General features: G+C 61.1%; 14 protein-coding genes. 7 read left to right on the forward strand and 7 right to left on the reverse strand.

Annotated elements, in window-relative coordinates; translation table 11 throughout:
- Positions 1-2: 2 nt before the first annotated feature.
- The 3 genes from AC07V8_RS04615 to AC07V8_RS04625 all read right to left on the reverse strand — a co-directional run bounded on the left by AC07V8_RS04615 (position 3) and on the right by AC07V8_RS04625 (position 4,131).
- On the reverse strand, positions 3-491 hold the full coding sequence (locus AC07V8_RS04615) for a GNAT family N-acetyltransferase (protein ID WP_494677487.1): 489 nt from the start codon (positions 489-491) through the stop codon (positions 3-5).
- 102 nt (positions 492-593) lie between these two features.
- Entirely contained in the window at positions 594-1,640 is a 1,047-nt protein-coding gene (locus tag AC07V8_RS04620) for a YcaO-like family protein (protein ID WP_494677488.1), read from the reverse strand.
- A 286-nt stretch (positions 1,641-1,926) separates the two neighbouring features.
- Positions 1,927-4,131: a phosphocholine-specific phospholipase C gene (locus AC07V8_RS04625; protein ID WP_494677489.1), complete on the reverse strand. Its 2,205-nt coding sequence runs from the start codon at positions 4,129-4,131 to the stop codon at positions 1,927-1,929.
- A 577-nt stretch (positions 4,132-4,708) separates the two neighbouring features.
- On the opposite strand from AC07V8_RS04625, the gene AC07V8_RS04630 reads away from it, so the two are divergent.
- Complete coding sequence (locus AC07V8_RS04630) at positions 4,709-5,947, forward strand: ammonium transporter (RefSeq protein WP_494677490.1); 1,239 nt, start codon at positions 4,709-4,711, stop codon at positions 5,945-5,947.
- Positions 5,948-6,041: 94 nt separating this feature from the next.
- Here AC07V8_RS04630 and lysA read toward each other — a convergent pair whose 3' ends face one another.
- Entirely contained in the window at positions 6,042-7,280 is a 1,239-nt protein-coding gene (gene lysA, locus AC07V8_RS04635) for a diaminopimelate decarboxylase (RefSeq protein ID WP_494677491.1), read from the reverse strand.
- Positions 7,281-7,406: 126 nt separating this feature from the next.
- On the opposite strand from lysA, the gene AC07V8_RS04640 reads away from it, so the two are divergent.
- The 3 genes from AC07V8_RS04640 (at position 7,407) to AC07V8_RS04650 (ending at position 9,930) form a co-directional block, all read left to right on the forward strand.
- Complete coding sequence (locus AC07V8_RS04640) at positions 7,407-8,333, forward strand: LysR family transcriptional regulator (protein WP_494677492.1); 927 nt, start codon at positions 7,407-7,409, stop codon at positions 8,331-8,333.
- 113 nt (positions 8,334-8,446) lie between these two features.
- Positions 8,447-9,208 (forward strand): metallophosphoesterase, encoded by a 762-nt coding sequence (locus AC07V8_RS04645; RefSeq protein ID WP_494677493.1) that lies wholly within the window; start codon positions 8,447-8,449, stop codon positions 9,206-9,208.
- Positions 9,209-9,351: 143 nt separating this feature from the next.
- Positions 9,352-9,930, forward strand: a complete 579-nt coding sequence (locus AC07V8_RS04650) for a hypothetical protein (protein ID WP_494677494.1) — start codon at positions 9,352-9,354, stop codon at positions 9,928-9,930.
- Between the two features lie 150 nt (positions 9,931-10,080).
- Here the strand turns inward: AC07V8_RS04650 and AC07V8_RS04655 are convergent, their stop codons facing one another.
- Positions 10,081-10,407: an AzlD domain-containing protein gene (locus AC07V8_RS04655; protein ID WP_494677495.1), complete on the reverse strand. Its 327-nt coding sequence runs from the start codon at positions 10,405-10,407 to the stop codon at positions 10,081-10,083.
- Positions 10,404-11,129: an AzlC family ABC transporter permease gene (locus tag AC07V8_RS04660; protein WP_494677496.1), complete on the reverse strand. Its 726-nt coding sequence runs from the start codon at positions 11,127-11,129 to the stop codon at positions 10,404-10,406. The genes AC07V8_RS04655 and AC07V8_RS04660 overlap by 4 nt, the downstream gene beginning before the upstream one ends.
- A 110-nt stretch (positions 11,130-11,239) precedes the next feature.
- Here AC07V8_RS04660 and AC07V8_RS04665 point away from each other — a divergent pair, with 110 nt between their 5' ends.
- Positions 11,240-11,941 (forward strand): aspartate/glutamate racemase family protein, encoded by a 702-nt coding sequence (locus AC07V8_RS04665; RefSeq protein WP_494677497.1) that lies wholly within the window; start codon positions 11,240-11,242, stop codon positions 11,939-11,941.
- Positions 11,942-11,988: 47 nt separating this feature from the next.
- Here the strand turns inward: AC07V8_RS04665 and AC07V8_RS04670 are convergent, their stop codons facing one another.
- Positions 11,989-12,402 (reverse strand): hypothetical protein, encoded by a 414-nt coding sequence (locus AC07V8_RS04670; protein WP_494677498.1) that lies wholly within the window; start codon positions 12,400-12,402, stop codon positions 11,989-11,991.
- A gap of 150 nt (positions 12,403-12,552) precedes the next feature.
- On the opposite strand from AC07V8_RS04670, the gene AC07V8_RS04675 reads away from it, so the two are divergent.
- The gene (locus AC07V8_RS04675; RefSeq protein ID WP_494677499.1) at positions 12,553-12,921 is read left to right on the forward strand and encodes a hypothetical protein; all 369 of its coding nucleotides are present in this window, start codon (positions 12,553-12,555) and stop codon (positions 12,919-12,921) included.
- 247 nt (positions 12,922-13,168) lie between these two features.
- Positions 13,169-14,035 (forward strand): Crp/Fnr family transcriptional regulator, encoded by an 867-nt coding sequence (locus tag AC07V8_RS04680; protein ID WP_494677500.1) that lies wholly within the window; start codon positions 13,169-13,171, stop codon positions 14,033-14,035.
- Positions 14,036-14,131 lie beyond the last annotated feature (96 nt).

The following is a 14,131-nucleotide window of genomic DNA, read 5'->3' on the forward strand; positions in this document are numbered from 1 at the left end:
CCTCAGCTAAAGTCGATGCGGTAGAAATCCAGCATGGCGTGCCTGGGATTCGGTCCCAGCCAGTACCAGCCGTGGCGCTCATAGACCTTGAGCGCCGGCAGGTTGGTTTTGCTGGCGCTCAGCACGGCGCCGCTGCAGCCGGCCATGATCAGCCGGTCCTCGACAAAACGGTGCAGCTGGTCGAATACGCCGATGCCGCGGTATTCCGGGATCAGGTAGAACAGGTGCACATAGCCCAGCTTGTCCCACTCGGAGAAGCTGCGGAATTCCAGCTGGCCGATGATGCGGCCGGCATGCCAGACGTGGTAGTAGCACCATGCTTCGTCGTCCTTGCGCTGCTCCATCTTGTCGCGGTAGGTGCACCCTTCCGCGCCGGCCTCCTTCCAGAACTCCTCGTCCGAACCGAAGCTGCAGACGAAAGAATCCTGCCTGAACGCCAGCGCCCGGCTGAAATTGCTGTTCAGGTCTATCTTTTTATACTGGATGTCCATGGGTCGGTCTTTCCAAGGCCGGCGACGCCCGCCGGATTTCCAGGCGGGGCATGGCTACACATTACCCCTGGCCGCGCAATTGGTAAAGACCCGCTGCGGCGCTTAGAAAAAAGGATCGGGAATATGGCCGGTGGCGTGGTAGGCGCGCCGCATCTGGCCCGGGGTCAGCGCTTCATCGATCAGCACCCTGACCAGCACAAAATCCTGCCAGCGCCCCAGCGCCACATAATGGATATCGTCCAGGCGCCGGAACGCCAGGCCCAGGATTTCCTTGAAGCCGTCGGCCTTGCGGATTTCCGCGGAGGCAGGCACCAGCCTCGACGCCAGGTGCGCATGCATGGCGGCGGCGCTGGCGCCGCGCAGGTAAGCGACCCTGGCCATGGTTTGCGCGACCTTGCCATGGAAAGCCAGGTTGCCGTTCGCCGGCGAGAACAAGCCTTTGACAAAAAACTTCGCCGACAGCTGCAAGGCTTCGCCGCGGGCTTGCGCGAAAGCCTCGGTGAAATCGCACTTGAGCGAGGAGCCGCAGAAAAAGACATCCTGGTCGATCGAACTAAGCACCGCCAGCAAAAAGGGCAAACGATCATCCGTGGTGTAGTAGGCAATGTGGTAGCCGTTGTCCAGATGCTCTGTCTCATCCAGCCGCACCAGCGGCCGGCCGGAGTACCACATCGACAGCAATATGTGCTGTTCAAGCAGTTCCAGGCTGGCGTGTTCGATCGCCATCCCGATATTCCGATGCAGCCCGAGGCCGTTGGTGCTGGCCACGGCAGCGGCGCCGGCCTCCTTTTCCCGCAGCAGCAGCTGGTGGGCGAAGTAAGGGCCTGCCTGGCCCGCGCGGAACAGGTAGCGGCCCCGCAAGCCGGCGGCAGACTGCTTGTGGCTGAACAGCGCAAGCGAGGCCAGCATTTTCTGGAGTATCTCGCAGCATGAGCCGGACACCGCGGCGTCCAGGTCCTGGTGCGAGGCGTGTCCGAAATAGGCATGTTCATCGCAGCCGCGGCTGGTGAACCGGACGGTGCTTTCGACGCAGTACAGGCTGGCGTCGAGGGGATGGGGAAACCAGGTGCTGTGCACTGGCACGCCGAAGAACTCATGCTGCAGGACTTCAAGGCGGGATTCAATCAACTCAGGCAACATGCTATTCATGGCTCGCAAATCGTTCAGCAATTTCAGGACAACCCGCGCTGGATGGATGCAAGTTGTCTTTCCATACATTTTGTGTGGAACGGCTCCAGAGTAGCAGCGCGACTTTGATGCAACAACTGGCAAATTTGATAGTTGCGCGACATGGCCGACATGAAAACATGTGCCAAAACAGCATTGAAAAAAAAAAGAGCCTGCGTTGCACAGGCCCTTCCTGGTCCGGCTCGCTGCCGCCATCCGCACGAGGCGCCGGCGCAGCGATGCTCCCTGCTTGTTCCCTGACAGGGCCTTAGCTGGTCAATGCCATCGCCGGATCGCTGACGCTGTGGGCGCCGGTCTCCATGCGGCCGGCAAAGCGCCGGCTGAAGCCGCCGACCGGCACGGTGGCTGTGAAGTCATACCAGTTGCCCTGGCTGCCGACCGGCCAGTGCTGGTCCAGCTGCATCCCGGCCGGGATGTGGAAGGTCCACGGTCCCGCCTTGCGGTAGGCGTTGAGCTTGACGGTGACGACGCAGGATTTCTCGCCGCGGTTCATCATCGTCAAGCCGATCCGCTTGCTGAAGACGTCGTAGCTCAGCTTGACTTCCGGCACTGCGCTGTCGTCCGCATCCAGCGTCGACAGATTACCCTGGAAGGCGCGGTGGAAACCGTTCGGTCCCAGCACCCACAGATCGTAGGCGCCGCGGTCGGCGTTCAGGTCCCAGCTGTCTTGCCATTCCTTGCCGGCTTCCAGCGCGTAGCGGCGCGGCACCCGGTCCAGGTGCAGGCGGTCGTAGACGTGGAATACCGCGGCGGCCCTGCCGGTGTTGCGGAAGGTCAGCACGATATTGGACTTCGCGTTGCCCCGCACATGGGTGCGGGCATGAACGTGCAATTCATAGGGCAAGGCGCGCGACGGCCGGATGCCGGCGCTCTGCATCGGCCACACCTGGCTGCCTTCGGACGGCAGCGCCACCTGCTTCAGCTTCTCTTGCTGGGCGCGCACGGCATCGGCTTCGGCGCGGCTGCGCTTGGGCAGCGTCGGCAGCACCTCGTCGTTCGGATGGGCAAAGTTGAAGGCCGACAGCAGATCCCCGCAGACCGCCTTGCGGTAGGGGCTGATGTTTTCTTCCTTGACGTGGAAGCGGGCTTCCAGGAAGCGCAGCACCGACGTGTGGTCGAACACTTGCGAATTGACCCAGCCGCCGCGGCTCCATGGCGACACCACATACATCGGCACCCGCGGGCCGGGGCCGTAGGGATGCTTTTCATAAGCGGCTGAAGCCTTGCTGGAAAAATATTCGCCATCGGTCGAGATGCTCGAATAACCGGCCAGCTCGCCATCCTGGTAGCCAGGCGCGCAAGGCGGCGGCACGTGGTCGAAAAAGCCGTCGTTCTCGTCGAAATTGATCAGCAATACGGTCTTGCTCCACACCGCCGGATTGGCGGTCAGCGCGTTCAGCACTTCCTGCACGTACCAGGCGCCCTGCACCGGGCTGGACGGGCCCGGGTGTTCGCTGTAGGTGGCAGGCGCCACGATCCAGGAAACCTGCGGCAAGGCGCCGGCGCCGATGTCTTCCTTCAGCGCAGCCAGGAAGCCGCCGTCCGGCATGGTGTTGCCGACGCCCTTGAACAGCGGATTGGCGGCGTCGTCGCTGGCTTGCCAGGCTGGATAAGGGGCGCCGCCATTGTCGCCGCCGGCGACGTTGCCGCGCAGTTCATTGGACTGGCGATAGGCGACGAAGCCGGCCAGCGGATTGTCGGTGAAATTGTCCGGCATGTTTTGATAAACCTTCCACGACACGCCCTGTTTTTGCAGGCGCTCCGGGTAGGTCTTCCAGCTGTAGCTGGTCGGCGAGGTGGAGACTTCCAGATGGTCTTGCGAGTTGTCGATGGCTGGGCCGCCCTTGTCGCCTGCCGGATTGTTGGTGCCGGTCCAGTGGTACAGGCGGTTGGTGTTGGTGCCGCCATGGAAGGAGCAATGATAAGCGTCGCATACCGTGAAAGCGTTCGCCAGCGCAAACTGGAAATCCAGTTCCACCGAGGTGTAGTAACCCATCGATTGCGTCTGCTTGTAGGTCGGCCAGCTGTTCATCCGCCCCAGGTCCCAGGCTTCCTGCGCATTGTCATAGGTATGCGGGGTGCCGTTGACGCGCTGGGCGTTGCCGATCCTGCTGTCCAGATGGTAAGGCAGGATCACGCGCGACTGCTTGCTGCTGTTGATGTAAGTCTGCTGCATGACGTTGCGGTTGCCGGCCAGCGGAATCGGGAAACGGTCGGCGAAACCGCGCACGCCGTGCAGCGTGCCGAAGTAGTGGTCGAAAGAACGGTTTTCCTGCATCAGGATGACCACGTGTTCGACGTCGCGGATGGTGCCGGTCTTGTTGTTGGCGGGGATCGCCAGCGCCCGGCGGATGGCTTCCGGGAAGGCCGCATTGGCGCTCATGGAATAGGCGGTGGCGGCAACGGTGGCGCCGGCGGTGCGCAAGAAATGGCGGCGGTTCTTTGGAATCATGGTCCTGTTCTTTCCTGGAGTGGGTGACGCTGGGAAGGGGATCTACTGCAGCTGCGGTTTGCGCGAGAACGGCAATGTATCGTCGACAGGTTTGAAATTTCAACCATGTTTTACCGTCGGGGCAATTTTTGGATGGACGCAGTATCACGTGCAAATATTTCAGGCGTATGAAGCTTGTGTGACCGTTTTGTCATGATGACGATGCGGTCTATGGCGGCACTGCCGTTGCATCGATGCGACAAGCCGCGAAGGCTGGTATCGCTACCGCGAACCCCACGCTGCGGAAAATTTCGGATGGCAATCAGACAATGCCTCGCAAGCCAGCAAGGACGGGCCTTGGCGCCCGGTTGGCGGAGGTGCGAGAGGGATCCAGGATTCAATACCTGAGATACCGGATCAGAGGATTTTTTGTCGTCTTATATAAGTACCTGCTTATGTATAGCATTCACCACTCCCGGATCGGCGGCCGCATGCCGGCCGGGACGCGGAGAGCTCGGGCGGCGGCCGGCGGCCTGCTGCCGGATGCATCCCCTTCCTGCTCAGTTAGTTTAAATAAGACAATTAAAAGAACTTATCCATGACACCTACAATCATGCCGATCAATATCGGCAATACGGCATTCATGCTGCTCTGTTCCAGCCTGGTGATGCTGATGACGCCCGGGCTGGCGTTCTTCTACGGCGGCCTGGTGGGACGCAAGAACGTGCTGGCGATCATGATGCAAAGCTTCATCTCGCTCGGCTGGACCACCGTGCTGTGGTTCGCCTTCGGCTACTCGATGTGCTTCGGCCCGTCGTGGCACGGCATCATCGGCGACCCGGCCTACTACGCCTTCCTGCATGGCATCACGCTCTCCAGCATGTACACCGGCAACGATGCCGGCATACCGCTCATCGTCCACGTCGCCTACCAGATGATGTTCGCGATCATCACGCCGGCGCTGATCACCGGCGCCTTCGCCAACCGCGTCACTTTCAAGGCGTATTTCCTGTTCCTGACCGGCTGGCTGGTGTTTGTCTACTTCCCGTTCGTGCACATGGTGTGGAGCCCGGACGGCTTGTTCGCGAAATGGGGCGTGCTCGACTATGCCGGCGGCATCGTGGTGCATAACACCGCCGGCTTCGCCGCGCTGGCTTCGGTGCTGTATGTCGGCCGCCGCCAGAAGGTCGAGCTGAAGCCGCACAATGTGCCGCTGATCGCGCTCGGTTCCGGCCTGCTGTGGTTCGGCTGGTACGGCTTCAATGCCGGCTCGGAATTCCGCGTCGATGCCGTCACTGCATCGGCCTTCCTGAATACCGACGTCGCCGCTTCGTTCGGCGCCATCACCTGGCTGTTCATCGAATGGTTCTATCACAAGAAGCCGAAATTCATCGGCTTGCTGACCGGCGGCGTCGCCGGGCTGGCGACGATTACCCCGGCCGCCGGCTACGTCTCGCTCGGCACCGCCGCCATCATCGGCATCTGCGCCGGACTGATCTGCTTCTACGCGGTGGCGCTCAAGAACCGGCTGGGCTGGGACGATGCGCTCGACGTCTGGGGCGTGCACGGCGTCGGCGGCATGGCCGGCACCATCCTGCTGGGCGTGTTTGCGTCCAAGGCCTGGAACGCCAACGGCGCCGACGGCTTGTTGCTGGGGAATACGTCGTTCTTCCTGGCCCAGTGCGGCGCGGTGATCGTTTCGGGCATCTGGGCCTTTGCCTTCACTTACGGCATGCTGTGGCTGATCAACCTGTTCACGCCGGTCAAGGTCGGCGCCGCAACGCAGGACCGCATGGATGAAGACCTGCACGGCGAGGACGCCTACCTGCACGCCTGAGTTTCATTGGCGCCAAAACAAAAGCGGCATCCAGGATTTCCGGGATGCCGCTTTTTTTACGGGACGATGCTGGCCGATCTTTTGACGAGCGGCCTTATACCTCAGTCTCCAGCGCAATCAGCTCGGCCACGGTCTGGCGGCGCCGGATCAGCCGGTGCGCGCCCTGCTCAAGCATGACTTCCGCCAGCAGCGGCCGGCTATTGTAGTTGGACGACATGGAAGCGCCGTAAGCGCCGGTGTCATGGAACACCAGATAGTCGCCCACCTGCGCTTGCGGCAGCAGGCGCGGCGCGACGACGCCGCCGTCGTGCTGGGTGAAGACGTCGCCGGATTCGCACAGGGGACCGGCGACTACCGTCGGCCGCCGCGCCACCGCGCCCGGAGCCGCCGCTTGATGCAGCACCGAGATGGCATGGTAGCTGCCGTACATGGCAGGCCGCATCAAGTCGTTGAAGCCGGCGTCGGCCAGCACGAAATGATTGTTGCCGCTATCCTTGACCGCCCGCACTTCCGCCAGCAGCGCGCCGGCTTCCGCCACCAGGAAGCGGCCTGGCTCGATTTCCAGCCGGACTGCGTGCCCCAGGTGCGCTGCGATTTCCTTGCGCGCGGCGTCCCACAGCGAAAAATAATGCGCGGCGTCGATTGGCTGCTCACCCTCTTTGTAGGGAATGGAAAGACCGCCGCCGGCGGAGATGGCTTCAAGTTCGCAACCGAGCCGCTTGACGGTGTCGACCATGGCGCCGCAGACCTGCTTCAGGTGGCTGTAATCGACGCCGGAGCCTATGTGCATATGCAGCCCGACCAGTTGCAGGCCATATTGCTGGATCACCTGCAAGGCGCGCTCCAGCTCGGTGTGCCAGATGCCGTGCTTGCTGTTCTCGCCGCCGGTGTTGGTCTTGGCGCTGTGGCCGTGGCCGAAGCCGGGATTGATGCGCAGCCAGACCCGGTGGCCGGGCTTGACCTGGCCGATCTGTTCCAGCATGTCGATCGAACCGGCATTGACCTCGATATCGGCCCGCGTAACCCGCGCCAAGGTGGCGGCGTCCAGCAGGTCGGCGGTGAACACCACCCCGGCCGGCGATCCCTGCGGACTATAACCGGCCAGCAAAGCGCGCTCGATTTCGCCCAGCGACACCGCATCGACCATCACGCCCTGCTCCCGCATCAGCTTCAGAATGTGAATATTCGAACAAGCTTTCTGGGCGAAGCGGATGACGTCGAAGGCCTTGAGCCGTCCGATGCGCTCGACGATGGTGTCGGCATCGTAGATCCAGAGCGGCGTACCGTAGTGCCGGGCCAGTTCAGGAAACGTATCAAGCAAGGCCGTGTTCATGCAAATTCTCCAAATCGGTTAGGAATATGGAACAATCATCACTCAAAAGCATTATTCAATAAAATATCAATTATTTGCATATCCATTCATAAGCGATATAGGATGGAATATTCGAAGGCAGGAAAAATGTCCATATCGCTCAGACACATCGAAGTATTCCGCGCCGTCATGACGGCCGGCAGCGTCACCGGCGCCGCCGCATTGCTGCGCACCTCGCAGCCGACGGTAAGCAGGGAGCTGGCGCGTTTCGAATCGCTGGTGCGGATGAAACTGTTCGAGCGCGTACGCGGCCGCCTGCAAGCGACCACGCACGCCTTGGCGCTGTACGAAGAAGTGCGGCGTTCTTATGTGGGACTGGAGCGCATCGTCAGCATGGCCGGCTCGATACGGCAGTTTGAGCATGGCCAGCTGTCCGTGATCTGCCTGCCGACCTTTGCCCAGACGCTGCTGCCGGCGGCATGCCGCCGTTTCCTCGACGACTACCCGACCGTGGGCCTGAGCATCACCCCGCAGGAATCGCCCTTGCTGGAAGAATGGCTGAGCGCGCAGCGCCACGACATCGGCATCACGGAAACGCTGGCCGCGCCGGCCGCCACCAAGCAGTCGCTTTTGTTTTCTGGCGATATGGTGTGCGTGCTGCCGGACGGCCATCCGCTGCTGGCCAGGCAAAAGCTGACGCCCAGGGATTTCTCGGGACAGCGCTTCATCAACCTGTCGGTGTTCGACACCTATCGGCAGCAGCTGGACGACATTTTCGAACAGCACGGCGTCGAGCGCCTGATGGCGATTGAAACCGCGAGCGCGGCGTCGGTCTGCGCCATGGTGCGGCAAGGCCTGGGCATCGCCATCGTCAATCCCCTGACCGCCATGGATGAGGCCGGCAACGGTCTGCACATGCGCCGTTTCTCGCTATCGCTGCCCTTCCATGTCAGCCTGGTGCGACCCGAGCACCGACCTTCATCGACGTTGGCAGATGCGTTTGCCGACGTCTTGCATCAACACTGCCTGGCGCTGGGCGAAACGCTAAAGACGGCGCTGCGCAAATCAAGGTAAGCCATGCTGCCCGCCTGACCCAGGCATCTGCGTTATGCTGGACTTCGCCGTCCATGGTTTTCAGTAGAACCGGATAGAATCGACGCACTGTCTTTTTGTCCATCACTCCCATCATGAAAATTTCATTGCTTTCAGATCTGCACCTGTCCGTCCATCCCATGGCGCCGCCGCAGACCGACGCCGACGTGGTGGTGCTGGCCGGCGACATCTGGCGGCCGGCGGAGGCCATCGCGTGGGCCAGGCAGTTCACCGTGCCTACGCTTTTTGTGGCCGGCAATCATGAGTTCTATGGGCGCGACCTGGAAGGCGCCGTCGCTCAATTGCGGGTTGCGGCTGAAGGCAGCAATGTGCACGTGCTGCACAAGCAAAGCATCACTCTGGACGGCATACGCTTCCTGGGTTGTACCTTATGGACCGATTTCAGGTTCTTCAGCAGCGAAGAGCAGCGTCAGCTCGGCCTGCAGCAGGCAGTGGAACTGGTCAGGGATTTTTCACGGATACGGATAAGCGCCGACTCTGCTCAGCTCTTTACGCCGGCGCACTCGCAGCAAATGTTCGACGACAGCGTGGCCTGGCTGGAACAGCAGTTTGCGCAGCCGCACGAGGGGCCCACCGTGGTCGTCAGCCACCACGCGCCGAGCGCGCAAAGCGTGCATCCGAGATTTTCCGGTTCGCCGCTGAATGCCTGCTTTATCTCTGAACTGGAAGACCGCATCCTGCAATGGCAGCCGGCGCTCTGGCTGCATGGCCATCTGCACGACAGCTTCGACTATCGCATAGGCGCAACGCGCGTGGTCTGCAATCCGCGCGGCTATGCGCGCGCGGGCAAGCAGGAAAATCCGCTGTTCGATCCTTGTCTGTCGATCACCATCTGAGCACGCAGCGCCTCTTGACAGATTGCCACGAAGCGCCCCTGCTACAATTGCCAGTAGCTAAATTCGTCCATGCAAGTAGAGTCGATGACAGCCGGGTGCGACACTTTCTCGGCCAGTCAATCAACCTACTTTTGGAGCATACAATGGCAGATGTTCTTCGATATGGCGACAAGGTGCACCTCTTGAACGGCTACGCCAACTGGGATGGCGGCTATCTGGACAGCTACGGTCATGCTGACCTTCCAGGTGCCAAATATGGCGTGCTCACGTCCATTTCGCCGAATCGCGGCGAAGGCACCGGCACCTGGCGGATCGAATCGGCGGAGGGAAAAGCAATAGGCAGCGAAGTCCTCAGCTGCGACTCCATCTACCTCTTCAATCTTTACCTCGGCGACGGCGGTTATCTCGGCACCTACGGCCATGCCGCGACGCCCGAGCAATACGGCGTGGTCACCGCCAACAAGGCAGACCGGCCCGACGACGTACTAACCTGGCGCGTGTTTGCTGACTCCACCGACTCGTACGACGGCAAGATCAGAGTGGGCGACGTGGTGCATTTCCTCAATGACTACAACCGCACCCATGGCGGCTTTCTGGACACCTGCAACAATGCTGGAAAACCTGACACCAAATACGGCGTTTTCACCTCGCGCCTGTTGAACCGCGGCCTGAGCAGCGGCCCCACAGCGGCCACCGGCGCCTGGAAATTCTCCAAGGCCTAGGCATGACCTGACGACGGCAAGGTGCGTCAGCCGCCGAACGGCAGCTGACGCGGCCGATGATGGCAATATCCGCGTGCTGCGGATGGAACGCGACAGCGTGCCCTGGCCGCCCACTTCAAGCGCCAGGTCGAAGCCGCGGCCTGAACCAGCTTACCGCCCGAGCACGCCGAACTGCCAGGCAAAGAAAACCAGCAGCCCGACCATGATGGTCAGCAGCTGGCGGCGGGTCGCGGCGCACACCAGCACCGCGGCGCACGCTGCTATCAGCTGCGGATTGCGCCAGCTCAGTTCGATGCCCTGGCCGTGCGGCGCCAGCACCATCGGCACGATAATCGCCGTCAGCACCGTGACCGGAACGAAGGCCAGCGCCTCTTTCAGCCAGACCGGAAAGGCAGCGCGCTCGCCAAGCATGAAAATCGCCGCTTTGATAAAGACCGTGATCAGCGCCATGCCGACGATCATCAATGTATACATCATGCCTTGCCCCTTGCCGCGCGGCTGCGCGCTTGCCAGTGCGAGATCCCCAGGCCGACGCCGACACCGGCCAGTATCGCCGCCAGCAGGCCCAGCTTGTAGGGCAGATCGCGCAGGAACCAGGCGAACGCGCCGGCAGCGATTGCCGCCGCCAGTTGCGGAAAGCGGAACAGCTGCGGCACTACAATCGCGATGAAAGTCGCCACCATGGCGAAATCCAGGCCGAGGGTCTGCAGCTGCGGGAAGGCAGCGCCGAACAGCAATCCGATCAGCGTCCACAACTGCCAGTTGCCGTACATGGCCAGGCCCGAGCCGAGGAAGTACCAATGTCCCAGCGGGGTATGCCCGTGCTTGTGATAGTAGGCGTTGGCGACGGCGAAGGTTTCGTCGGTCAGCAAGAAGCCCAGCAGGCCGCGCCAGCGCGCCGGCAAATGACTGACGTACGGCAGCAAGGTGGCCGCATACAGCATATGGCGCAGGTTGACGATGAAGGTCGCCATCCAGATCACCAGGATGCCGGTCTGCGCTGCCGCCAGGCCTACCGCGATGAACTGGCTGGAGCCGGCAAACACGCTCAGCGACATGAACTGGCCCTGCCATGACACCAGCGGACCGGCAGCTATCAGGGCGCCGAAAATCACGCCGAACGGCGCTGCGCCCACCAGCATGGGCAGGCTGTCGCGGGCGCCGGCGGCAAAACTTGAAGAAGGGGTAGGATGCGGCATGGACGATTCCTGTAAGATGTCCGCATCTTAATGTCATGCGCCGCTTTGCGCTAGTATGTAATTGCTGCGTGCCGGCTACGCACGTCAATTATCCATGTCGGGGAGTATTGTTGAAGATCATCGGCCTTATCGGCGGCATGAGCTGGGAATCCACCGTGCCCTATTACCAGCAGATCAATGAAACCGTCAAACAGCAGCTGGGCGGCTTGCATTCGGCAAAAATCATCCTCTACAGCGTCGACTTCCACGAGATCGAACGGCTGCAGCATGATGGCGACTGGCGGACGGCGGGCGCGATGCTGGCCGACGCCGCGCGCGCCTTGGAAAGAGCCGGGGCGGATTTCCTGGTACTGTGCACCAACACCATGCACAAGGTCGCATCCGAGATCGAAACCGCTGTGGGCATTCCCTTGTTCCATATCGCCGATCCGACGGCGCAGGAAATCACGCAGGCCGGTTTTTCGACAGTAGGTTTGCTTGGCACCCGTTTCACCATGGAGCAGGATTTTTACAAGGAACGGCTGCATGCGCGCCATGGCTTGCAGGTGTTGGTCCCGGCGCCGGAAGATCGCGAGGTGGTGCATCGGATCATCTACGAAGAGCTGTGCCTGGGCAAAGTACGCGAGGAATCGCGTGCGGAATATCGCCGTGTCATGGCGCAACTGGTTGGCCAAGGCGCACAGGCGATCATTCTCGGCTGCACCGAAATTTCGCTGCTGGTGGGGCCACATGACTCATCGGTGCGGCTGTTTGACACCACCGCCATTCACGCGCGCCAAGCCGCGATGTGGGCGCTTGCGGCGACTTCCTGAACGCCATGGCCTGCCCCGGTCATGCCCGGGCAGGCCGCAACGCATGACTACTGTGAAGCAGCATCGTTAGACATCGCCTTGTCGCGCTTGGCTTTGGCTTCTGCCTTCTGCTCTTTCATGTCGACTTTCGCTTCGGCTTTTTCCACCTTCATTTCCGTGTTTGCCGCTTTCTTGCGCGCCTTGTATTCCGCGTTGGCATCGCTGTCGGCCTGGCGCTTTTGCACCAGCGGGTCGGACGAGACTGCCGGGTTGGTGCCGGGGACGGGCACCATCATGACTTGTCCGTTGTTAGCGCTGTCATCGGCGGCGGTCTGGGCTTGAGCGGCGCCGGCTGCCGCCAATGCCGAAGCGGCGAAGATGAGTGCTGAGATATTTTTCATGATAAGTCCTTTTAGGTTGGAATGACGAGGCGGAGGCTCATGAATCGCTGTCGAAACAATCAGGATTCGCAGGTCGCTCATGTGTCATTCATGAATCAAATACGGATCGCAAAATCGGCTTTCCGTGTCAACACAGCTCAAGGTTAATGGCAAACGAAAATCGGCTTTGTGCGCTAAGCCGCTTAACGGCGGCATGTTGAAAATTGCAACGTAACCGCACTGCATAAGGCTTTGCAGGCGACGGAACGCGAGCGCGCGGTAGTTTTGCGAGGTCAAAACATGCGATTGCAACTTTACATCCGCACTTTTTTGAACAAGAATAAAAACGTCAGCAACTCACTTTTTTATTTTTTTGATGACGGCGGTCTTGACACGCCGCTGCTGTCGGATGGAGAAAACATGCAATTCAAACATACCCTGATGGTTACAGCACTTGCAATGATCGCGGTCGCCGGATGTAAAAAGGCCGATGACCAGAATGCGCCTGCCACACAGCAAGCCGCACCTCCCGCCATGGCGCCGGCGCCAACTCCTGCGCCGGCTCCGGCGCCTTCCACACCAGACGCCAGCACGCCAGCAGCCAGCAGTTCCGGCAGCTAGCCAATCAGACAAGATGGCCGCCTGGCAGGTGGCCATCGCCCCATGCGGCTTCGATGCAACATGTCGGCCGGCAATCATTGTGCTTATAGCATGACCAGGCCACCGGCCCGATCAGCAAGCCCTTTCTGCAAGCCCATGAGCGTGTCAGTGAAGTCCTACAACAGAAGAGGTGATCCGCCGATTCCTCGAAACCCTTGCAGCTGCGACTATCAATGCACAGCAGTACCACCCCTCGAAGGAGACGGCGATGGCTTACGTATTGAACGGTTGCAGCAACAGCAGTGCGAAAAACGCAGCGAACAAGAAGGCCGTGGTATTGGCCGCCATGCGCCGCGAAGGCAAGGGAGATTTCATCCGGCCCGGCACGCAAAACCTGACCTCGCTCCGCATTGCAGGACTGTACGGCCACAACCCGCTGCAAAACCATATCCTTGCATCCCTGCCAGGCGACGATTTCAAGCGCCTGCAGCCACATCTCGAATTTGTCGCCATGCCGTTCGGCATGACTATCTGCGAAGCAGACAGCCAGATAAGGCATATCTATTTCATCACCAGCAGCATTGTCTCTCTGCTGCATGACATGAAAGACGGCAGCTCCGCGGAAACAGCGGTCATCGGTAACGAAGGCGTGCTCGGCGTCACCCTGTTCATGGGCGGCGGCAAGAGCCTCAACCGGGCGACGGTAAAAAGCGCCGGCTACGGTTTTCGCCTCAAGGCCGGCATCCTGCTGGAGGAATTTGCGCGCGGCGGCGCCCTGCAGCAGCTGCTGCTGGGCTACACGCAGGAATTGATCACGCAGATGTCGCAAACCGCCGTGTGCAACCGCCATCACAGCGTGCCGCAGCAACTGTGCCGCAGCCTGCTGCTGACGCTGGACCGCCTGCCGGATAATGAAATCAGCGTTACCCAGAGTTCGATTGCCGCCATGCTGGGCGTGCGCCGCGAATCGGTGGCGGAAGCGGCCGGCAAGCTGCAGGAAGAAGGCGTGATCCAATATGCACGCGGGCATCTGACGGTGCTGGACCGCAGCGGCCTGGAAGCCAGGGCCTGCGAGTGCTATCGCGACCTCAGGCATGAATGCCACACTATGCCGGCTGAGAAAAAGGCGTCGTGAAATAGTCGCGCCCGACGGCAGCGGCCATGTATTTCTGCACATGACTGGCCGCGTACCGGCCGCGCTTGCGGCATCTGATGAGCCGGCGTGAAGGAA

The sequence above is a fragment of the Collimonas sp. GW821-FHT02H07 genome (assembly GCF_059421505.1).